The organism is Mycobacterium sp. NTMscope_Eco_3 (genome assembly GCF_976985685.1).
In genome coordinates, this window is the sequence record NZ_CDRJYZ010000001.1 from 1511992 (window position 1) to 1533263 (window position 21272).

Here is a 21272-nt window from a genome sequence, read left to right on the forward strand (position 1 = left end):
ATGGCAGACGACGACGTCGACCTCGACCTACTGAGGGTGTCGGCGCGGCAGTTTCTGGCCGACCGCGGCGAGAAGGAATCCGTCAAGGACCTTGCGGCGATGGACTGGACGGGCCTGCTCGTCGATGAGGTGGTGGGTGGCGCCGGCTGGCGTCCAGTCGAAACGTGCGTCATAGCCGAAGAACTCGGACGAGCGAACTACAGGTCGGCGTGGTTGGGAACCACGGTCGCCGCCGCGGCGCTCGCCTCGGCGCCCGACGACCTGAGGGAACAGTTGCTGCCCGGTCTGCTCGCCGGCACGATGGCGGCGGGCGTCACCGTCGTCAATGGCTCCGCACGGATCATCCGCGGCAATGAAGTCGACATCATTGTGCTTCTGGGACGCAACGGAATTCACGTGATTCGTGACCCGGATCCCGCGCGGACGGTTCTGGACGGCGACCTGCTCGACGTCACCAGAACGGTCTGGCGTATCGACCTCACCGACGCGCCCAGCACCCTTATCGGGCCGCCCGACAGGGCCACAGAGCTGACGGCCGTGGCTCGGCTGCTCGTTGCCGCCGACTCCGTGGGTGCCACGTCGATGACCCTTGAACGGCTGACGGCATACCTGCGGGAGCGCGTGGCGTTCGGGGCGCCGATCGCGAGTTTCCAAGCGATTCAGCACCGCCTCGTCGAGCTGCTGGTCTTCGAAGTCAAAGCGCGCGCCGTCGTCATGAAGGCCGCGCGTGCCATCGCCTCCGCCGACCAACGGGCGACCACCTTGACGGCGGCGGCGCACGCATTCGTAGCGGCGAAAGCCACGGCCGCCGTGGACGAATGCATGCAACTGTCGGGCGGCATCGGATTCACCTGGGAGTACCCGCTGCACCACGAGATGCGCCGTGTCTTCACCAACGCCCAGCTGATGGGCACGGCGCGGTCGAGTCGGGCGCTGCTGGCGGAGGTGTCCGGCTGGTGAGCGCTTTCGTCAACCGGCCCACCGAGGCGCAGCTGAACGATTTCAGGAATCGGGTCAGGACATACATCGCCGACCACGCACCGGCGATCGAGGCCCGCGAAGGCCATCGAGCTCCTGAGACCGCCGAACAGGAAACCCTACTGCGCGCTTGGTTCGCCGGCCTGTTCGACGCGGGTTTCGTGGGCGCGGACTGGCCGATCGAATACGGCGGTCGCGGCGACTACCACCCGCTGCACGATCGCATCGTGAGTGAGGAGATTCTGCGCGCCCGCGCGCCGCGCCCGGTGGACCAGGTGAACCTGGCTGCCCACGTGCTCCTGCACTTCGGTTCTGACGAACAGAAACAGACGTTACTGCCACCGATTCGGCGCAGCGAACATGTCTGGTGTCAGCTGCTCAGCGAGCCCGACGCCGGCAGCGACATCGCCGGAGTACGCAGCCGCGGTGCGCGGCAAGACGATGGCAGCTGGCTCCTCGACGGGCAGAAGACCTGGATCACCGACGGACACTGGGCCGACATGGGCCTCGCCCTGGTCCGCACCGACCCGAGATCCTCGCGCCACCACGGCCTGTCGGTCTTCGCCGTGCCGCTTTCGGCGGAGGGTGTCGAGGTTCGTCCGATCCGCACGATCGGTGACGCGATCGAGGTCAATGAGGTCTTCCTCACCGGAGTCAGGCTGGGCGCCGACAGCCTGATCGGCGAGGTGGGCCAGGGCTGGGCGATCATCATGGCGGGCCTGGACTTTGAACGATTCGGCATCGGCGGGAACGTCATCCTGCTCGAATTGCTGATCGACGATCTGGTCGCGGTGGCCCGTCACGCACATATCGACGGCCTGCCGGCGTTGGAGTGTGGCGACGTCCGCCAAGAGGTCGCCGAGTTAGCCGTGGAGGTCGAAGTGGCCAAGGCGTTCATCGACGATCACGTGGAGCGGCTGACGTCGGGCGACGAACAACCGGGTGACGGGTCGATAGCCAAGTTGAGTTTTGCGGAGACATACCACCGCGTCGCGGCTTACGGCGCCCAGTTGGCGGCGTCCGCGACCGTCGCCGGGGTCGCGGACCCGGAGGTGCAGAACGCCAAACAACGGTTGCGGGAATGCTGGTTGTGGTCACGCGCCTACACGATTTCGGGCGGCAGTTCGGAGATGATGCGCAACATTCTTGCCAAGCGCCGACTGCACTTGCCGAGCCGGTGACCACAGATCGCGCCGTGCAGACGTACTGGTCTCTGGTCGAGACCGCGGCGGGAGCACACCCTGACCGGGTGGTGCTCGCGGACGACTACGGGCGCAGCCTGTCGTGTGCCCAGCTGCGGGACTCCGCACTGACGTGCGCGGCGGCGCTGGCGCAGCGGGGGATCGGTGCGGGCACGGTGGTGTCATGGCAACTGCCGACCACGCTGGAGACGATGGTCGTCATGACGGCGTTGGCCCGCCTCGGCGCCGTCCAGAACCCGGTGCTGCCGATCTGGCGCGAAAGCGAACTACGGTACGTGACAGCGCAACTCGCGACCGACGTCATCATCGTACCGGGGCTGTGGCGCAGTTTTGACCACACCGCGCTCGCACATCGGCTCGCGAATGAGCGGCCCATGCGGGTCCTGGTCATCGACCACGACGCTCCCATTGCCGACGGGCTTCGATTGCCCAGCGGTGATCCGGAAACGCTGCCTACTCCTCCGAGCAGCGCGGAGGACCCGCGGTGGATCTACTATTCGTCGGGCACTACGGCGGCACCGAAAGGAGCGCGGCACTGCGACCGGTCGGTCATCGCCGGTTCGGCAGGGGTCATCGGAATCGTCGGGGCTTCCAGCAACGACGTCAACCCGATCGCGTTTCCGGTTTCGCACATCGGAGGCGCCGCCATGCTCGCCGCGGCTCTGCTCACCGGGATGAAGCTGGTGCTGTTCGATGCCTTCGACCCCGTCGAGACCCCCTTTGCCATCGCGGCGCACCGCCCGACTCTGCTGGGCAGCGCAACCCCCTTTTTCGTCGCTTTCATGGCGGCGCAGGCGAAGTATGGTGACGAACCGCTCTACCCCGAGCTGCGGGGCTGCGTCGGTGGGGGCGCACCAATCACCGCCGAGCTCGGTCATCAAGTGCGGCAGACACTTTCAGTCGACGGCGTGGCCAATGCGTGGGGCCTGACCGAATTTCCGGTAGCCACCTCTCAGGCGCCTAACGGTCCCGCGGAGCTGCTGGATCACACCGTCGGGAAACCGGTGCCCGGCGTTGCGGTACGGGTCGTCGACGAAGCTGGACAGCAGGTGCCGCGTGGCACGGAGGGGGAGCTGCGGCTCAAAGGGCCGCAGTGCTTCCTCGGCTACGTCGACGCAACTCTGGATGCCCACGCGTTCGACGCCGAAGGATGGTTTCGCACAGGAGATCTGGGCCGCATCGATGATGACGGCAACGTCGTCGTCACCGGCCGAATCAAGGATGCGATCATCCGCAACGCGGAGAACATCTCGGCCTTGGAAGTCGAGGGTGTCCTGGCCAGCCACCCGGCGGTGGCCGACGTGGCGATCATCGGGGTGCCGGATGAGCGGACCGGCGAGCGTGTTTGCGCCGTCGTCGTCGCGCGCCCGGGTGTGACGGTGACGCTTTCGTCGATCTTCGAACACTGTCAAGCGCGGGGATTGAGCAAGCACAAAGCGCCCGAACGACTCGAAATCGTGGATGCGCTGCCTCGAAACATCACCGGCAAGGTGCTCAAGACCGAGCTGCGGGCGCGGTTCGGCTGAAGCACTTCATCGGGCCCGGCTAGATGCCGATGAGGTCCTTGAGGTTGCCGCCCATCACTCGTGCCCTGGTGTCCTCCGGAAGATCCTCGAGCTCCTTGACGAAATCCGCGGGCTCGGCCAGCCCCTCGGGGTGCGGGTAGTCCGAGCCGAACATCACCCGATCCGCACCCAGGATGTCGACGAGGTGCGACATGTCCTCCTCGTGGAACGGATTGATCCACACGTGTCTGCGGAAGACATCGCAGGGATGCTCGCTGAAGTCGTATGGCCTCTTGCGGTATACGCGGTCGAACACGTCCAACAGGCGGTGTGCCCACGAGCCGCCGTTCTCGACCACGCCGATGCGTACCCCGGGGAAGCGCTCGAACACCCCGTGCGCGATGAACGCCGCAAGAGTGTCGAAGATGTTTCGGCTCTCCTCGTAGATGAAACCCCGCAGCTTGCTCAGCGCGAATCCGTTGAACTCCGTAGCTTCCTCCCAGTCGTCGACGTAGCGCTCATAGCCGGAGTCCGAGTTGTGCATCTGCACCGAGATACCCGAATTCTCGACCAGTCGCCAGAAATCGTCGAACTCCGGCAGCGCCGGTGACCGCGACGTGCCGTCCTCGCGCGGAACGGGCGCCGGCCGGATCAATACCGTCCGGGCGCCATTGTTCAGGCACCATTCGAGTTCCTGCACGCCCAGCGCGGGATCGTTCAGCGAGATCGCAGGAACGGGGAAGATCCGGTCCTGGTAGTTGAATGTCCAGTCGTCGAGTAACCACCGATTGAACGCATGCGTGACCGCGTGGGTGAGCTCGGTGTCGGATTTGGTCCTTTCTTCGAGCATGCCCGCTGTCGTCGGGAACATCACGGCGCCGTAGACGCCCTGCCGGTCCATCAGCGCCAGGCGTAGGTCGGGCCGCCGGAACTCATCGGGGCAGCGGATCGGTTCGGCGAGCTCCCGCAATGTCTTGCCCTCTGGGTTTATGCCCCGGAAGTAATCGGACCAGGCGCCGGGTGTGGGGATCACCTCGTATGTCGGGTTGGGGATGCACTCCGTGACCGTGCCCAAGATCTGCAACTTCTTGCGCCCGTTGACGTCGATGAATTTCAGCGCCTCGGAGTATTTCTCCGGCAGATATCGCGTGTAGGCGTCGATCGTCTCGTACATGTGGTTGTCGGCGTCCCAGACCTCGAACGCTTTGTCGTCGCTCACCAGCACCTCCAGCAGGCGTGAGAATATTGATTCTCAATCATAGCGAACGTTGGTATCTGCAGCGAACGGGCTCAGAGGTTCATGAAATGGCCGCCGTCGACACCGAGGGTTTGCCCGGTGACGTAGCGAGCGGCGGGACCGATAAGGTATGCCACGGCTGAGCCGATATCGCTTTCGGGGTCTCCGATGCGTCCCAGCGGGATTCGGCGTGCCAGCCTTTCCTCCATCGCCGGCTCGGCGCTTATCGCCAAGGTCATCGCAGGTGAATATGCCAGCGGTGAAACAACATTCACCGTGATGCCGTGAGGGGCCCATTCCCGCGCGAGGCTCTTGGCGAAACCGCGCAACGCGCCCTTCATTGTGGCGTAGAGCGGCAGGGTCGCGCTGCCTTCGATGCCGGCGGGTGAGGTCATGACGAGGAAGGTGCCGCCCCGCTTCTTCAACGCGGGAAATGCTGAAACGGCGCAGAAGTGCGCTCCACGAAGTGACACCGAGTAGTGGTCGCCCCAAACGGAACGATCGACATCAGCCAGTTGGTGCGGCTGGCTCGAGGCGTTGCTCGTGGCGTTGTGCACCACGGCATCGAGCCGCCCGGTGGTGGTCAGGGACAGCTCTATCGCGCCGGCCACTGCGTCACCGTCGGTCACATCGCATCGTGCCCACGTCGCACCGTGGCCCCGCGCGGTGATTTCCTCGGCGACGGCCAATCCCGTCTCGGACCGGGTGGCGACGACGACGTGCGCCCCGGCCGAGGCGAGAGCCATGGCGATGCCGCGGCCAACCCCGGCGCCCGAACCCGTCACCAGCGCGGTCAGACCGTGCAGGCTCATGGCAGCATCACCGCCCCTCCGTCGGCGACGATCGTCTCGCCGACGAGGTGATTGATATCCGGCCGCAAGAGGAATTTCACGGCCTCGACGACGGTGTGGAGAAGCGTCGAATCGTCTTGGACCACAGCCGCGGTGAGGTGCGCGGTAAAAGAGTCCATCTCGGGCGCGAACAGTCGCAGAGGGGCTGCGACCAGGTTGACGGACACGCCTTCGGGCTGCCATTGCCGCGCAGCGGATTTCGCCATCGCCCGGATGCCTTCCACCGCGGTGGTGTACGCCACCAGTCGGGCCGCACCCGCCATGCCGATCGTCGGCACGACAACGACGATTCGTCCCCCGTGGGGTGCTAACGCGGACCGTGCCCGCTGGAGCGCAGCGAGCGCGGGCCACATCATCCCGTCGACGATGTGATCCCACTCCTCGCCACTGAGGCCGGCCGCGTCGGACGGCCGCGGGGTCGGATCGGTACCGACGACTACGACCGCTCCGGTGATATCCGATGCCAGTCCACGTCCGGGTGCTGCGACGATGCCGTCGAGTCCGTCTGCCAGCTCGCGCGCCAGACCGTCGGCCGCGCCCAAGACGACTGTGGACGACGCCACGTCATCGACTCGGCTGGCGCGCTAGGCGGGCATCGTGAATTTTCACCAGCTCCCTGAACCCGATACGTACGTACCGGGGTTTGGGTTGGATGCCCCAGTCGTCGCGGGCGGTGTGCTGGCCGGCCGCTTCGGGTGCTCCCCCGAACGGGGGCCCGCCGAGTGGATAGGGCTGTTGGCATTGGAGATTGTCGTCGGAGAAGCGCACCTTCATGAGCTCACTGCAGATCTCGGTCAGCGATAGGGTTGGCCAGCCGTACCAGACCGCCATCACGGGTACGGTCAACGAGCCCTCGATGACCAGCCCGAACAGGCAGACGTACAGCCCGCGTTTGAGCCGTTTGTGCATTCGCGCCCACGTCGGGGTGGTTCCGACCGGCAGCGGCTCGACCGAATCCTCGGTCTCCACAGTGGAATTAGACAAGGCGGTCCCTTCTTCGGTGCTAGTCGGAAAAGATCTCTCGGTTGACGGTGTGCAGGTACGGGATGGCGAGGAACGGCGTGACGTAGAAGATGTTGAATGCCCACCACCCGAGAACCGGTAGTCCGACTCCCGTATAGCGGACGTCGGCGTACATCGTCATATTGAAGATGTAGCCGGTCCAGATGACCACGCCGAACCAGCACGTCACGATGGTCCACTGGTGTCCCCAACGTTTCATCTGCAGCAGCGCGATCGCGGCCGCGATCCGCATCGGGAACACGATCAGGACGCAGACCATCACCCACGCCTTTTCCCCTGGGGCGCCTGCACCGCCGATCCAGAGTTCGTTGTAATGCCAGAAATAGCCGGCGTCGATCCAGTTGCCCCACGCGGTGAAGACGGTGCGGGTGATCAGGGCGTGGTTGGCGAACAGGTCGAGCGCCCAGCCGATGCTGTTGATCGCACCGTCGAGGATGATGACGTATCCGATGAGCGTGACCATCATTGGCCGAACCGAAAACCCGTCGCGCTGCGCCTTTCTCAACAGATAGATGCCTCGGCAAAATACGGGCAGGCCGACGACTCCGAGGACGAGGGTGCCCATGAGTGCGGTGCCGGCGATGCACCATCGATCCGCGCGCCGTTGGATCTCCCGCGTGTGTGCCTCGTGCTCGTCCATGGTGAGCGATCGGGTTGGACTCGTCATTGATCACCAATCCCTCGTGAGATACATCTGGAGCTGGATCGCGAACATCGCGATCAGCACTCCGTAGATGAAGACCTGGAACGCGATCAATCCACGTTTGCGTCGTCGATCCTGCTCGTCCACTGTGTCTCCGCGTCTATCAGAAGGTACCGATGTTGGCCAGCATCCAGTAGAAGAATGCGACAAGCCCACACATCACTGCCCAGGTCACAGCCAGTCGGACCAGTTCCTGCCACATGAGACCCTCCTACCGAAGCGACGACTTCCCACCAAACGTTAACATCACTCTCAGAAATGAGAACAGTCGTTTCCGCTGCGGAGGCACTAGAGGGACAGGGTCACACGTCCGCGAGCGCAGCGAGATCGCGCTTGACCACCTTGCCGACATCGTTGCGGGGCAGCTGTTCGACGAACACGATGCGTACCGGAACACGGTAGGGCGTCAGACGCTCGCGACACCACGACACGAGGCCGGCCTCGGAGACCGACTCATCGCCTCTGACGACGAACGCCCACGGCACCTCCCCGAGCCGCTCGTCGGGAACGCCGACGACGGCGGCTTCGCGCACACCATCGGCGGCCAGGAGGACGTCCTCTACCGTGCCGGGAAACACTTTGAGGCCACCACGATTGATCATGTCCGATACTCGGCCATCGAGCCACAGAAAACCGTCATCGTCGAACCAGCCGAGGTCGCCGGTGTGGAACCAGCCGTCGTCGGTGAGCCGGTCCAGGAAGGCCGGATCGATCTTCCGCGCGGCCGTCGTGGGCGTGCGGACCATCACCTCGTCGTCGGCGATCGTGACGTCGATGCCGGGCAGTGGCCTGCCGACCGAACCCAGTTTGGTCTCGCCCCACTCCCGGGCGTCGGCGGCCGACCAGCCCACCACCTCACCCTCGAGTTCGGTCTGGCCGTAGGAGTTCAGCACGATCACCCCGAACTTGTCCCGGAACCGGCGCGCCTGAACGGGCGACAGGGGAGCGGTGATCGACCGCACGATCTTCAGTGGCGAGAGGTCGGCCACCGAGTCGTCGTGCAGAACCATGGTCAGCGCTGCGGGTGGTAATACGGTCGACCGCAACTGATGTCGCTTGACCAGAGCCGCGAAGTCCGTTGGTGAGAACCTCTCCATCAGCACGACACCCGAGCCCGCGCGGAAGGCGAACAAGACCTGGTATATGCCGGCCCACAGCGATAACGACAAGGGCACCAGATTCGGCATGGGGGACCGCTTCGGTTCGGCTGCAGCGGATTTGGAGGCAGGTCTCGTGCCGCGAAGTTTGGCCAGCAGCCGGTCGATCAGATCGAGGACCGTGGTATGGCGAAGCGGCACCGGCTTTGGCGGTCCCGTGGTGCCGGACGTGAACTGCAGCAGGGCCACATCGTCGTCGTAGGACCGCGCGTCGGCCCGGTGACCTGACGATGCGACCCTCGTCCACGACAGCGCCTCTCCGGTGATGACGGGCAGGTGACAAGTCGAGAAACGCCGTACGAGTGCGGGAGTGGTGATGATGGCGACGGGGCGCAACGTTTCCAGCTGGGTGACGATCTCGGCATCGGCCGCCCTGGGGTTCAGCGGTGTGTACACGCCGCCGGCGCGCCACGTGCCGAACAGCGCGGCGACGGTGGTGGCGTCGTTGGGCAGCATCGCGGCGACGACCTGTCCCGTCGCCAGCCCGGACTCGGCGAGCAGCTCGGCGAGTCGCGCGGCGCTGGCCGACAGCTCATCACGCGACACTTGGTTGTCCGTGGCGCCGACCGTGTGCACAGCGACCTCAGGCAGACCGTCCAGCAGCATTGCCAGGCTCACGAATCAGCCACCAGGGGAGCCCAGTTCGGAGTTCGCTTGTCCGCAAAGGCAAGGGGGCCCTCGTTCTGGTCCGGATGCCCCCACATCGACGTCAGGTGCTTCGCACCTTCGCGGCACGCGTCGGTGAGCCCGTATTCGAGTGCGCCCCACAGCGCCCGCTTGGTGGCGCGCATCGCCGCCGGTGAGTTCTTGGCGATCTTCTCGGCGAGCTCCTGGGCGGCGGCAAGCAGCTCGTCGGGCGGGTCGATCACCTGGCTGATCATGCCGAGTTCGTACGCGCGCTGGGCACTGAGCCGTTCGTGACTACCGATGAGCGCCATTCGTAACACGGCTTCGGCGGGCATCTTTCGCATCAGTGCGATGGTCTCGAGCGCGCTGACCTGACCGATGGAGACGTGGGGGTCGACGAAGGTCGCATCCGACGACGCGATGACGATGTCGGCGTCGGCCACCCAGTGCAGTCCGCCGCCCGCGCAGACCCCATTGACGGCAGTGATGACCGGCTTCTCGACATTGCAGTGCCAGGCGCTCAGCTTCAGATCCAGTGTGCGCATGGTCTCCTGAAATTGCTGCACGGCCTCGCCGTCGAGGTCCTCGACATCGGCGCCAACCTGAAACGCCCGACCGTTTCCCGTGTGCACGATGACGCGGACGTCGGGATCGGCATTCAATTCCGCCCAGGCCCTGGGGAATTCCTCGCGCATCACGACGTCATAGGCATTGAGACGGTCAGGGCGGTCATTGATGATCCATCCGACGGGACCGCGCCGTTCGACGATGAGTCGCTGGTATGTCATGAAACCTCCGCCACGTCCGGCAGCGGCTGCCACCGCGGCGCACGCTTCTCGCGCCACGCCCGCACACCCTCGGCATGATCAAGGTGATTGCGGAGCCGCCAGATCTCCTCGGCGGCATCGCGTCGCGCCTGCGTCAATCCGACTTCCAAGGAGTGCCAGAGCGCCTTCTTGGTGGTGCGCATCGCGGTCGGCGAATTTGTGGCGATCGCGGCTGCGAGTCGGCCCGCGGTTGCGCGGAGCTGATCGGTCGGCACCACCTCGGACAGAATGCCCAACTGGTAGGCGCGCCGCGCCGAGATGCGTTCACCCTTGCCCCCCAGCGTCATTCGAAGCACCGCCTCCATCGGCGACTTGCGCAGCAGCGTGACTGCCTCGTACGCGACGGCCTGCCCGATGGAGACGTGGGGGTCGGTGAAGGATGCCTGCTCGGCGGCGATGACGATGTCGGCGTCCGCGACAAGGTGTAGACCCCCTCCCGCGCACACCCCGTTGACCGCGGCGATCACCGGTTTCCACACGCCGCAGTGCCAAGACGAGATCTTCAGCTCGGCGTCCCTGGTTCGGCGGGAGTGCCGTCGCATGGCCCCCTTGTCCCGCGCGACCTGGACCACGTCCATCCCGGTGCAGAACGCCTTGCCGTTGGCGGCGTTGACGATCACGTTGACCTCCGGATCGGTATCGAGGTCGGCCCAGGCGGCCTCGAGCTCGTCGAGCATCAGCGCGTCGAAGGCGTTGCCCGCGTCGGGCCTGTTGAGGATCAGCCAGCCGATCCCGTCGGACTTGGATACGATCAAGCGTTCATAGCCGCTCATGAACGGGGAATGTCCTTCCAGGGCTTGCCCTTCCAGGGATCGGGCTCCTTCGGCAAGCCGAGCACGCGTTCACCGAGGATGTTCTTGTTGATGTCGGTGGTGCCGCCCTCGGTGCCGTTGGCGAGGCTGCGCATCATGCCCTGCACATCCCGTGGCAGAGCATCATCATCGTCGGTGGTGGGCCATGCAATCGCCGCCGTACCCAGCAGATCGACCATCAGGTCCTGTATCTGCTGATTGATGGTGGCCTGGTGAACCTTGCCAATCGAGGACGCCGCGCCCGGTGACTGTCCGGCCGAAAGTGCGGCGCGCACACGATCATTGGTCCAGCCACGGACCCGCTCCTGCGCCCACAGGCGCATCACCTTGTTCCGGACCACCGGATCGGCCCACCGCCCGGTCTCCCTGGCGAGGGTGATCAGTCGTTCGGCGCTCGAGCCACCGAGGCGGCCCATGCCACCCGAACCCGAGCCCGACACCATCTGCCGCTCGCTGGACAATGTCGATGCACTCACGCGCCAGCCGTCGTTGACGTCGCCGACCCGCTGGGCGTCCGGCACGCGCGCCTCGTCGAGGAAGACCTCGTTGAACTCGGCCTCGCCGGTGATCTGGCGAAGCGGTCGCACCTCGACGCCCGGTTGGTGCATGTCAAGCAGGAAGTACGTGATGCCCTTGTGCTTGGGCTGGTCGGGATCCGTCCGCGCCAACAGGATCGCGAAATCGGCCTCATCGGCCCATGTGGTCCACACCTTCTGGCCGGAGATCACCCAGTCTGCGTCCTCGCCCGAGCCGTCCCGTACGGCCTTGGTGGCGAGCGACGCGAGATCCGAGCCAGCGCCCGGCTCACTGAACAACTGGCACCACTTCTCCTCGTTGCGCACGATCGGTGGGAGGAAACGCCGGCGTTGCTCCTCTGTCCCGTGACTGAACAGAGCGGCTGCGGCGTTGTTGAGCCCCAGTGGGTTGAGCCGCGAGAGGCGTAGCGGCGCAAGTACTCCCTCGATGGCGCGCGCCATGTCGTTGTCGATGCCGAGGCCGCCGTGTTCGGGGAGCCACGTCGGCACGACCAGACCCGTCCTGGCGAATGTCGGGTACCACCGCCGGTAGTCGGCGGGGGTGCGGACGGCCCGCAGCGCCGCCGGCCCGTCGGCCGCGGCCGAGCGCCATGCTGCGGGCACCTCGGCATCGATCCACTGCCGTACCACCGCGAGTGCATCATCGACCGGTGTGCCCGGGCGGATCGGTAGTTGGGTCATGATCTCAACCTTTTCAGCGGCCCTTGAACTCTGCGCCGCGCTTGTCGCGGAAGGCGGCCAGGCCCTCCTTGAAATCCTCACTACGGCTGGATAATTCGAGCGCCAATGCCTCGTTCTGCAGATGGCGGTCAAGATCGAGCCCGTTGCCGCTGTGCAACAACCACTTGGTGAGCCCGAGAGAAACCGTGGGCGCTTCTCCGAGTTGCCCGACGAGTTGCTCCGCGAGCGACGGTAATTCGTCGGACGCGCAGGTACCGTGGATGATTCCCCAGTCGGCCGCGGTAGCTCCGGTGATCTGCTGTCCCAGCATCAGCAGTTGTCTGGTGCGGACCAATCCGATGAGCCGTGGCAGCAACCAGGCCGCGCCGCTGTCGGGGGTGAAACCGCGCGCCATGAAGGGTTCCCAGAACCGGGCGTCGTCGGCGGCGACGCAGAAGTCTGACGCCAGCGCGATGTGAAAGCCCAGGCCGATCGCCCAACCGCGGACCACGGCGACAATCGGCACCTGCGTCTGAAGCATCAGCGGGATCAGCCGATTGGCCTTGTTCGGTAACCGGCGCTGCGTGCTGCCCACGCGTGGTTTCCGTTCGGACTTCGCGTTATTGGCGATCAAGTCCGCGCCGGCGCAGAAGTCCGCTCCGTTGGCGTCGATCCGGATGACCCGCACCGACTCGTCGATGCCCGCGTCGGCCAGGTGTCCGATCATCGCATCGAGCATGACGTCGTTCACGGCGTTGCGGCGGTCGGCGCGGTCGAGGGTCAGCCGCAGGATCGGGCCCTGCTGTTCGGCCAGAAGACCAGGAACACTGCGGTAACTCATGTGCTCAGCGCTCGGCGAACTGTTTCGTCACGGCGGTCAGCAATTCGCCGAGGTTCGTCGCGCCGCCCGGCGGGTCGGGCAGGCGCACGGGCCCTCGGTCGCGGCTGGGCAGCAGGATGGTCGCGTGTCCCGGCGCGGTGATCTGGCCGCGGTGGTTGGTCGCCGCGAGTTCGAGGTCGACGGCGGGGCGTTCACCGTCGGCGAGGTACTTGCGGACGACGGTACCGGTGACGGTGTGGACGTCGCCAACGTAGTTGAACAGACGGAACTCGCAATCGAGCTTCCACAGCCAGGCGTCGTCGCCCATCCAGTCCGTGCACAGGTGGATCAGCCACGTCTCGCGCATGCGCCCGTAGTCGAACGTGGTGGGGTTGCCCGCGTTGCGCGCGGCGCCGGGGTCCCAGTGCACCCGCTGCTGGGCATCGGGGACACCGTATTCGTTGGGGGTGTAGAAGCGGGGGATGCGCTGCCGGTTGCGCCATGCGAGTCTCAGCGGACGCACACCATACATGCCGGTACCCATGCCGACGTGCCAGCAGACCATGTCGGTAACCGTCAACGGCCCCTTCGTCAACGGCCCCACATCGTCGCCTTCGGTGACGTCTTCCCACCATCGCGGATCGGCGCCGCGCGGGCTTTCGCGCGCGTAGCGTTCGTCGAGCTCGGCGATCTCGTCCGCGGTCCACGTCTTGAGCTCGACGGTGTCGTACTTCTTGCGGCCGCGCGCCTTGCTGCGTTCGGTGCGAATCATGTTGCGGTACTGCGCGCCCAAGATCGTGCCCTCGTCGTCACGAAACACCTGGGCGGACCACTCGTGGATGGCACGCTCGGCGAAGTCGCTGCTCTTGTCGAGCGCCGCCACCAGGGCGTTGCGCCTGAACACGCGGTGGTTGGCGCGCAGCGGGGCCCACCATTCCCGAGCCGACGAGGCGTAGAAGGCATGTACCCCGCGAAGTGGGTCGCCCTTGGTCAGTGCGCGGTCCTCGTCGGAGAGCGCCGGGACCTCGTCCTCTCCGATCAGCGTGTCGCCGCCGACGAGGGCAGGTGGGGCCACAGACTCTCCCCATACAGACTTCGCTGCGTATTCCGGATCGGTCCATAACGGGTTGGCGTCACCGTAGCTTTCGGCGACGTGACGAAACGTGTCTTCGTTGGGGCGGTAGTAGTGCGGCGGCTGCGTGTGCGGGACGGCGATGCCGATGGTAGCGCGCAACCTGGCCAATCCCTCGTCGGTGATCAGGCCGGTCTGCCCCATCGGATCGCCTCCTCGTTGTGGCCCGCGTCGTAGCCCGGACAAGGTGGAAATTAAGATACCCGAAAAACGGAAACGCCGTTAACGCAGGGGTGAACGAGATGGCAGAAGAAGCATCCGGGATCGTGTGTGCGATCGGCGCCGACGGCGTCGCGCGGGTGACCATAGATCGCCCGGAAACGGGAAACTCGTTGTCTCCGTTCGCGCGTGACGCACTAACCGAAGCCTTCCTACGGGCTAACGACAACCCCGCCGTCCGCGCGGTGCTGTTGAACGCCAGCGGCACTCGGCACTTCTGCGCCGGGGCCGGCCTCGCACCGCAAGCGGCGGGCGCCGGGGCCGCCGTCGAGCCGGTGCAAAAGCGTCCGGGTGACATCGCGCGGATGCTTCAGCAGGGCTGGCAGCGGCTGGTCGCGTCCATTCTCGACTGTGACAAGCCGGTGATCGCGGCGGTCAAGGGCACGGCCGCGGGGGCGGGCGCGAGCCTGGTTCTGGCGTGCGACCTGGTCGTGATGTCAACGGAAGCAAAGCTTGTCGAGGCGTTTGTGCATCGCGGAATCCTGCCGGATTCCGGCGCCATCCACCTCCTGACGAGGATCGTCGGCCTGCGCAAGGCGACCGAACTGCTGATGCTCGGTGAGCCGGTCGACGCGGCCACCTGCGAAAGGCTCGGACTGGTCAATCGGGTGACCGCACCGGACGACACCGACGCCGTCGCCGAGGAGCTCGCGGGGCGCTTGGCCGCGGGGCCGACGGTGATGCTGGCGCTGACCAAGCGGCTGTTGTCGGTCTCGTCGGAGTCCGATCGGCACCGCGCATTCGAGCAGGAGGCGTGGGCTCAGGAGGTGGTGTCGGGTACGGCGGACCTCCAAGAGGGTCTCGCGTCGTTCGCCGAACGCCGCAATCCCAAGTTCCTGGGTCGATGACTTACCGTGGGTCAGCGTGCAGTCGGGCCGCCGCGAACGGTGAACGTTGCGCAGTCGTCGATCTCGTCGATCGACGATGCCACCGACTCCGCCGTCAGCGACGTGTCCTCGACTCCCTTGGTGACACCGATGAATACCCGCGACACTTTCCCGGCGCCAACTGAGTAGATGTGCGCGGTGCGGTCGCAGGACCGGTGGCACAGATAGACCACGACGGGGGTGACAAGCTCGGGATGCATGGCCTTACCGGCGTCGCCCATGATGTCCTCGGTCATTCGGGTCAGCGCGATGGGGGCGATGGCGTTGATGGCGATGCCGTTGCGGGCGCCTTCGATGGCGAGAACGTGCATCATGCCGACCAGCCCCATCTTTGCGGCGCCATAGTTGGCCTGACCGAAATTGCCGAAAAGGCCGGTGCCCGAGGTCGTCTGAACGATTCTGCCGTAATTCTGCGCCCGCATGACCGGCCACACCGCCCGCGTGACGTTGAATGCTCCGGAGAGGTGCACGGCAATAACGGCGTCGACCTGCTCGGCGGTCATGTTCTTGAACGCCGCGTCGCGCAGAATCCCCGCGTTGTTCACCAGCACATCGACCTGCCCGAAAGCGTCCATCGCGGCGGTCACGATTGCCGCACCGCCCTCCTCGGTGGCCACCGAGTCACCGTTGGCGATCGCGGTACCCCCGGCGGCGGTGATCTCGTCGACCACTGCTTGGGCCGCCGATATCGTCGCCCCGCTGCCGTCCACCGAACTACCCAGGTCGTTGACCACGACCCGGGCGCCGCGCCGGGCGAGCTCGAGTGCATGACAGCGGCCCAGTCCGCGGCCCGCCCCCGTGACGATGGCGACCTGGTTGTCGAAAGACATTGAATGCATGGGTGAGAGGTTACATTTACCTAATCGAGAACAACCATTTGCATCGGAGGCTTCGGAGGAGGCCCATGACCGGCCCGACTGAGTTGCTACGACATGCGCGCCGCAGAGCCGAAGGAATGCGGCACCGCTACCGCGAGGCCGGCTACTGGACGGCGGAGCCGATTGACCTGGTGCGGTCCACCGCGGCGCGGCACTCTGCGCGGCTTGCCGTCGCGGATCGAGGCGCCGAACTGACCTACGGGGAACTGGACAAGCGCATCGATTCGGCCGCTCGAGCGATGATCGATGCCGGCGTGGCTCCGGGCGGCGCGGTCGTCGTCGTAGTCGGTAACGACGTGGACTCGGTGGTGTCGGTTCACGCGGCGCTACGGGTCGATGCGGTGGTTCTGCTCGTGCCGCGTAGTGCCGGAGCGACGCAGATCGCCGACATCCTCACACGCACCGGTGCACGATTCGGCGTAGCGCCGAACTGGGCGAGGATCACCGAGGCAGAACTGTCCGGCCACTGCGATTGGATCGGTGACGGTGGCCGAACGGGCACCGCCCAGCCGCCGCGGTCGGTGCGGTCAGCCGATGAGCCGTGCCTTGTGCTTTACACCTCGGGCACAACCGCGCGGCCCAAGGGCGTGATCCACTCGCTGAGCACGCTGGCCAAGGCTTCGGCGAATTACATTGCGGCGGCGGGCCTGGGTTCCGACGACCGGATCTTCTTGATCAGCCCGCTCGCGTCGGTCACCGGGGTGTTGCAGGCGCTGTTCATCGGTCCGATGCTGGCGGCGCCAGTGATTCTGGAGGATCGCTGGGACCCGGCGGCGACCTGCGACCTCCTGGTCAGCTCGGGTGCCACCTGGTACGGGGGCCCGGACCGGCTGCTGGACCGGATGCTGGACCAGGCCGTCGCGCGCGACGCTGTTGTGCCATTACGCGCGGTGTACCTGGGCGGCACGATGCTGGACCGGCGGATCGTCGAACGCATCGAAGACGAGTTCGGCATCGTTGTCATGCGCGCCTACGGGTCTTCGGAGACCCCGATCAGCACGTCCGGACTGCGAACCGAACCCCGAGACATCCGCCATGCCGACGACGGGGTCGCGCTCGGCGGCGTCGACGTGCGCGTCGGATCCGAGGCCGATCCCACCGAGTGCTGCATCAAGGGCCCGCACACGTTTCTCGGTTACACCGATGCCGAGGACGACAAATACGCGTTCGAGGGCGAATGGTTCCGCACCGGCGACGTGGCGGAGGTTGCCGACGGTCGGGTTCGGATCGTCGGCCGGATCAAGGACATCGTGATTCGTAACGGGCTGAAGATCCCGGCCGCCGAAGTCGAGGAAGCCGTCTCGAGGATAGGTGGGATACGCGAATGTGCCGCCTATTCCGTTTCCGACCCCACCACCGGTGAACGATTGGCTATGGCAGTCGTGCTCGAACCCGGCGTCGAGATCTCGCTCGCCGAAATCATCCGGGCTCTCGCCGCGGAAGGCCTGCCGAAATACAAGCTGCCCGAAGAACTTGTCTTCTGGGACGAGCCGCTTCCCCTCAACGCCAACGGCAAAGTCGACCGCGCCAAGCTCGACACGCGGTCGGCCGGGCGGCAGCGGCTGCTCGCCGACCGTCTCACCACTACCGGATGAGAATCGCGCCGCCGGAAGCTAGCCCGCAGCAGGACGGAAGACGGGGACGACGAATCCGTCTTCGTCGTCGCGGAAAGCGATCACCAATTCCATGTCGGCGCGCAGATCTTCGACGCGGCAATTCTCCACGACTGTCATCAGCCGCGGTCCCTCCTCGAGATCCACCATCGCCAGCACGTACGGCGTGCGCACGTCGAAAGGTGCGGCATTGTGGTGGATGACGCTCCACGTGTAGAGCCGCGCGCGACCGGTTGCCGGCGCCAACTCGACGTCCTCAGCCCAACAATGCGGGCAGAACGGCCGGGCGTATAACGATTTCTGACCGCAGGACCCGCAGGCGTTCACCAACAGCCGGCGGTCCTGCGTGGCTGACCACCACGCCTGACCGTCGGCGTCGATCGTGGGCCGATCAGGAGCCGTCATTACTGCCTCCCGAGAATCATTGTGGCGCTGTGGGTGAAGAAGCCCCCCATCGCGTGGACGCATGCCAGCCTGGCATCGGCGACCTGACGCGCTCCGCATTCGCCGCGCAACTGCCGCACCGCCTCCACCATGAGGAACATTCCTCGCATACCCGGGTGACACGACGCCAGGCCGCCGCCATCGGTGTTAGTCGGCAGCGACCCGCCCGGGCGAAGTGCTCCGGACTCTATGAACGGGCCCCCTTCTCCGTTGGCGCAGAAGCCGAGGTCCTCCACGGTCAGCAGGACGGTGGACGTGAAGGAGTCGTAGAGCTGGCACACATCGATGTCGGCCGGGCTGACACCCGCCCGCGCGAATGCTTGCGGACCCGAGCGCGCCGCCGGCGACGTCGTGAAATCGGGCCATTGGCCCATGCTGACATGCGACGTCGCGTCGGCCGTGCCAAGAATCCACACCGGATCCTTCGCGCAATCCTTGGCTACGCGCTCGCTGGCGAGCACGACGGCACCGCCACCGTCGGTGCGCAGGCACACATGCTTGGAGGTGAACGGGTCGGCCAACAGGGGTGCGGCGGCGACGTCGGCAACGGTGATGCGGTCTCGTTCAAATGCGTTGTCGTTCATGGCCGCCCACTCGTGGGCCGCGACGGCGACTTCGGCCAGTTGATCGACCGTGGTACCGAATTCGATCATGTGGCGTCGAGCCGCCATGGCGTACTTGGCAATCAACGTGGGGCCGTAGGGCGCCTCGTATTGCAGGGCACCGCCGGTTCCCATCGCGGCAGCCGACGCGCGCAGCTGTCGCTTGACGTCGGAGCGCGCGGTCGATCCGTAGGTCAACAGAGCGACCTCGATTTCGCCGGCCGCGATCGCGGCGGCGGCATGGCCGGCCATCACTTCCCAGGAGGATCCGCCGACGTTGGTCGCATCGACCCAGGTGGGTCGCAGGCCGAGGTACTCGCTGACTTCCACGGGGGGAAGCAACGTTCCGTGCCCACCGAAACCGTCGACATCCTCCTTCGTGAGCCCGGCATCGGCGACCGCCCGCCGCGAGGACTGGGCCATCAGAGCCATCGCGGTCTTGTCGGGCACTCGGCCGCAGTCGGACAGGGCTGCGCCCACGATGGCGACGCGGTTCGATCGCATAGCTCATGGTTATCACATCGACGTCGTCGCTGATAATGGGCGTTGACGATAATATGGAAACGTTATTCTCGGTCCGCTACCGTGAGCCTATGACGACGGCGCTGCGCGATGCCCTGCGGGGACAGGAGCTGGTGTTGTGCCTGGCGTTGCTGCACTCACGCACGCCCGATGTGCCGGCAATCGCGGCGGCCTGTGGATACGACGCCGTTTACGTCGACCTCGAGCACACGTCCACATCCCTGGATACTGCCCAGATGCTCTGTGCGAGCGCGCTCGGGGCGGGGATCTCGAGCCTGGTGCGGGTGCCGTCCCACGATCCCAGCCTCATCGCACGGGTGCTGGATGCTGGTGCGGTGGGAGTGATTGTGCCACACGTAAATTCGAAGGAAGAAGCCGAAGGAATCGTGCAGGCCGCACGATTTCCGCCGATCGGCAACCGGTCCATTTCGGGTCCCAACGCGGTCACGGGATACACACCGCGAACAGCGCCGCAATTGGTGGAGCTGCTCGAACGGCGCACGGTCGTGGCCGTGATGGTCGAGACCCCGGAAGCTGTCGAAGCGTCCGACTCCATCGCCGCCGTCGACGGCGTCGACATGATTCTCATCGGGCCGAGCGATCTGACCGCCGAAATGGGCATCCACGGACAGTATGAGAATGATCATTTCCAAAGTGCAGTAGAATCGGTCGCGGCGGCTTGTCGTAGTCACGGCGTGGCGCTCGGTATCGCCGGAATAACGTCGGTTGACCTGCTGAATCGATTCGTGGGACTCGGATTGCGATTCATCTCGGCCGGGACCGACATCGGGATGATGACCGAGGCGGCCACAACACGCGCGAAAGCGCTTCGCGGACTGCAGAGCCACCGCGACGAGCGTGATGAATGACACCGAGTAGCCGAGCGATGCCAACATAACAGGAGGACCGGATGCCGACAGCCATCTACACCGAACGCGTCACCGACCCGATGGCGTGGACCGGCGCGGACTTCACGAGTAAGGAAGACTTCGCCTTCGACCTGTCCGCCCGGAATGTGGCTGCGCTGGAATCGATCCTGGCCAAGACCGCGAATAAGGACCGCGACGACATCACGCCAGAGGACGCTCGTCACCCAGACCTCGACGACGATCTGGAACGGCTCTACCGGGACCTGATGTTCGGTAAGGGTCTGGCCTGCGTGCGCGGCTTTCCCGTCGAGCAGCATTCGATTGACGACCTCGAGCGCATCTACTGGGCGTTCTGCACGCATCTCGGCTATCTCGTATCAAACAACTCCTTTGGTCACCGCATGGTGCGCGTTCAGGAAGAGATCCTGCCCGGCGGCGTGCAACCCGCTCGCGGCACGAAGTCCCGCGCCGAACTCGCGATGCACAACGACGCCGCCGACATCCTCGCGCTGCTGTGCGTCTACCCGGCGGCCCAAGGAGGCGAAAGCCAGTTCGCCAGCGGCCCCGCCGCGCACAACCGAATCCTGGCCGAACGCCCCGACCTGCTCGACGTGCTCTACGAAGGCTTCCCGCACCACCGACGCAGCGAACAGCCTGATGACCAGCCCGATGTCACGCCCTACAACGTTCCGGTCTTCTCCCAGATCAACGGGCGAATCTGCATCAACTTCACCTATAGCAGCATCTTGCCGGCCATGAAGACGCTTGGGCGCGAATTCACCCCAGAGCAAGAAGAGGCCGTCGAGCTGCTCCGCACCATACTCGTCGACCAACAGGTCGAATTCCGTTTGGAATCCGGGGAAGCGGCCGTGGCCAACAATTTCGCGATGTGCCACTCCCGATCGGACTTCGTCAGCAGCGACGACCCCAAGAAGGCCCGCTGCTTCCTGCGCGCCTGGATGGAGGTCCCGCGCGAAGATCGTCGGCTGCCTATCGGTCGTGAGTACTTCCACATGGAAAACAAGGATTTGCGGCTCGGATACGACGTGGTGCCCGGGCGCGACGGCGCGATCGCGCGCAACGATTACCGCAACGTCGACACGGCGCTGGCCGACATGTTCAAGGCGGCCCAGGCCAAACCCAAGGCGCGGCCATGAAAGGCGCGCGA

At 65.6% G+C, this 21272-nt stretch carries 21 protein-coding genes; 7 read left to right on the forward strand and 14 right to left on the reverse strand.

The window, feature by feature from the left end; genetic code table 11:
* The 3 genes from AC0KTM_RS07030 to AC0KTM_RS07040 are packed head-to-tail and all read left to right on the forward strand — an operon-like array spanning position 1 to position 3706.
* Positions 1-960, forward strand: a complete 960-nt coding sequence (locus AC0KTM_RS07030) for an acyl-CoA dehydrogenase family protein (RefSeq protein WP_238957686.1) — start codon at positions 1-3, stop codon at positions 958-960.
* A complete protein-coding gene (locus AC0KTM_RS07035; protein ID WP_238957689.1) occupies positions 957-2159 on the forward strand; it encodes an acyl-CoA dehydrogenase family protein in 1203 nt (400 codons plus the stop codon). The genes AC0KTM_RS07030 and AC0KTM_RS07035 overlap by 4 nt, the downstream gene beginning before the upstream one ends.
* Positions 2156-3706 carry a class I adenylate-forming enzyme family protein gene (locus AC0KTM_RS07040; protein ID WP_472415263.1) on the forward strand — a complete coding sequence of 517 codons (1551 nt, stop codon included), beginning with the start codon at positions 2156-2158 and terminating at the stop codon, positions 3704-3706. The genes AC0KTM_RS07035 and AC0KTM_RS07040 overlap by 4 nt, the downstream gene beginning before the upstream one ends.
* Positions 3707-3725: 19 nt before the next feature.
* On the opposite strand, the gene AC0KTM_RS07045 is transcribed toward AC0KTM_RS07040, so the two are convergent.
* From AC0KTM_RS07045 to AC0KTM_RS07095, 11 genes are all read right to left on the reverse strand, one after another.
* Positions 3726-4910: an amidohydrolase family protein gene (locus AC0KTM_RS07045; RefSeq protein ID WP_238957692.1), complete on the reverse strand. Its 1185-nt coding sequence runs from the start codon at positions 4908-4910 to the stop codon at positions 3726-3728.
* Positions 4911-4975: 65 nt separating this feature from the next.
* Entirely contained in the window at positions 4976-5734 is a 759-nt protein-coding gene (locus tag AC0KTM_RS07050) for an SDR family NAD(P)-dependent oxidoreductase (protein ID WP_472415265.1), read from the reverse strand.
* On the reverse strand, positions 5731-6336 hold the full coding sequence (locus tag AC0KTM_RS07055; protein ID WP_308193096.1) for an SDR family oxidoreductase: 606 nt from the start codon (positions 6334-6336) through the stop codon (positions 5731-5733). The genes AC0KTM_RS07050 and AC0KTM_RS07055 overlap by 4 nt, the downstream gene beginning before the upstream one ends.
* Position 6337: 1 nt before the next feature.
* Positions 6338-6742 carry a hypothetical protein gene (locus tag AC0KTM_RS07060; RefSeq protein ID WP_238958020.1) on the reverse strand — a complete coding sequence of 135 codons (405 nt, stop codon included), beginning with the start codon at positions 6740-6742 and terminating at the stop codon, positions 6338-6340.
* A 34-nt stretch (positions 6743-6776) separates the two neighbouring features.
* A complete protein-coding gene (locus AC0KTM_RS07065) occupies positions 6777-7436 on the reverse strand; it encodes a hypothetical protein (protein WP_225327043.1) in 660 nt (219 codons plus the stop codon).
* A 365-nt stretch (positions 7437-7801) separates the two neighbouring features.
* On the reverse strand, positions 7802-9274 hold the full coding sequence (locus AC0KTM_RS07070; RefSeq protein ID WP_225326978.1) for a class I adenylate-forming enzyme family protein: 1473 nt from the start codon (positions 9272-9274) through the stop codon (positions 7802-7804).
* Positions 9271-10071 (reverse strand): enoyl-CoA hydratase/isomerase family protein, encoded by an 801-nt coding sequence (locus tag AC0KTM_RS07075; RefSeq protein ID WP_238957695.1) that lies wholly within the window; start codon positions 10069-10071, stop codon positions 9271-9273. The genes AC0KTM_RS07070 and AC0KTM_RS07075 overlap by 4 nt, the downstream gene beginning before the upstream one ends.
* Positions 10068-10883: an enoyl-CoA hydratase/isomerase family protein gene (locus AC0KTM_RS07080; RefSeq protein WP_225326976.1), complete on the reverse strand. Its 816-nt coding sequence runs from the start codon at positions 10881-10883 to the stop codon at positions 10068-10070. Before AC0KTM_RS07080 ends, AC0KTM_RS07075 begins: the two co-directional genes overlap by 4 nt.
* Positions 10880-12139 (reverse strand): acyl-CoA dehydrogenase family protein, encoded by a 1260-nt coding sequence (locus AC0KTM_RS07085; protein WP_238957696.1) that lies wholly within the window; start codon positions 12137-12139, stop codon positions 10880-10882. Before AC0KTM_RS07085 ends, AC0KTM_RS07080 begins: the two co-directional genes overlap by 4 nt.
* A 13-nt stretch (positions 12140-12152) precedes the next feature.
* Entirely contained in the window at positions 12153-12959 is an 807-nt protein-coding gene (locus tag AC0KTM_RS07090) for an enoyl-CoA hydratase/isomerase family protein (RefSeq protein ID WP_238957697.1), read from the reverse strand.
* Between the two features lie 4 nt (positions 12960-12963).
* On the reverse strand, positions 12964-14214 hold the full coding sequence (locus tag AC0KTM_RS07095) for a hotdog family protein (RefSeq protein ID WP_238957698.1): 1251 nt from the start codon (positions 14212-14214) through the stop codon (positions 12964-12966).
* Positions 14215-14303: 89 nt separating this feature from the next.
* Between AC0KTM_RS07095 and AC0KTM_RS07100 the strand changes: the two genes are divergently transcribed.
* Positions 14304-15137 (forward strand): enoyl-CoA hydratase/isomerase family protein, encoded by an 834-nt coding sequence (locus AC0KTM_RS07100; RefSeq protein WP_308193097.1) that lies wholly within the window; start codon positions 14304-14306, stop codon positions 15135-15137.
* 11 nt (positions 15138-15148) lie between these two features.
* Here AC0KTM_RS07100 and AC0KTM_RS07105 read toward each other — a convergent pair whose 3' ends face one another.
* Complete coding sequence (locus AC0KTM_RS07105; RefSeq protein WP_225326971.1) at positions 15149-16015, reverse strand: SDR family NAD(P)-dependent oxidoreductase; 867 nt, start codon at positions 16013-16015, stop codon at positions 15149-15151.
* 116 nt (positions 16016-16131) lie between these two features.
* Between AC0KTM_RS07105 and AC0KTM_RS07110 the strand changes: the two genes are divergently transcribed.
* The gene (locus AC0KTM_RS07110; protein ID WP_238958021.1) at positions 16132-17649 is read left to right on the forward strand and encodes a class I adenylate-forming enzyme family protein; all 1518 of its coding nucleotides are present in this window, start codon (positions 16132-16134) and stop codon (positions 17647-17649) included.
* A gap of 18 nt (positions 17650-17667) precedes the next feature.
* Here AC0KTM_RS07110 and AC0KTM_RS07115 read toward each other — a convergent pair whose 3' ends face one another.
* Positions 17668-18072: a Zn-ribbon domain-containing OB-fold protein gene (locus tag AC0KTM_RS07115; RefSeq protein WP_225326970.1), complete on the reverse strand. Its 405-nt coding sequence runs from the start codon at positions 18070-18072 to the stop codon at positions 17668-17670.
* The gene (locus AC0KTM_RS07120; RefSeq protein ID WP_225326969.1) at positions 18072-19217 is read right to left on the reverse strand and encodes an acetyl-CoA acetyltransferase; all 1146 of its coding nucleotides are present in this window, start codon (positions 19215-19217) and stop codon (positions 18072-18074) included. Before AC0KTM_RS07120 ends, AC0KTM_RS07115 begins: the two co-directional genes overlap by 1 nt.
* A gap of 35 nt (positions 19218-19252) precedes the next feature.
* Between AC0KTM_RS07120 and AC0KTM_RS07125 the strand changes: the two genes are divergently transcribed.
* The gene (locus tag AC0KTM_RS07125) at positions 19253-20104 is read left to right on the forward strand and encodes an HpcH/HpaI aldolase family protein (protein ID WP_238957700.1); all 852 of its coding nucleotides are present in this window, start codon (positions 19253-19255) and stop codon (positions 20102-20104) included.
* Between the two features lie 41 nt (positions 20105-20145).
* Positions 20146-21261 carry a TauD/TfdA family dioxygenase gene (locus tag AC0KTM_RS07130; RefSeq protein ID WP_225326967.1) on the forward strand — a complete coding sequence of 372 codons (1116 nt, stop codon included), beginning with the start codon at positions 20146-20148 and terminating at the stop codon, positions 21259-21261.
* The last annotated feature ends 11 nt before the right edge of the window (positions 21262-21272 follow it).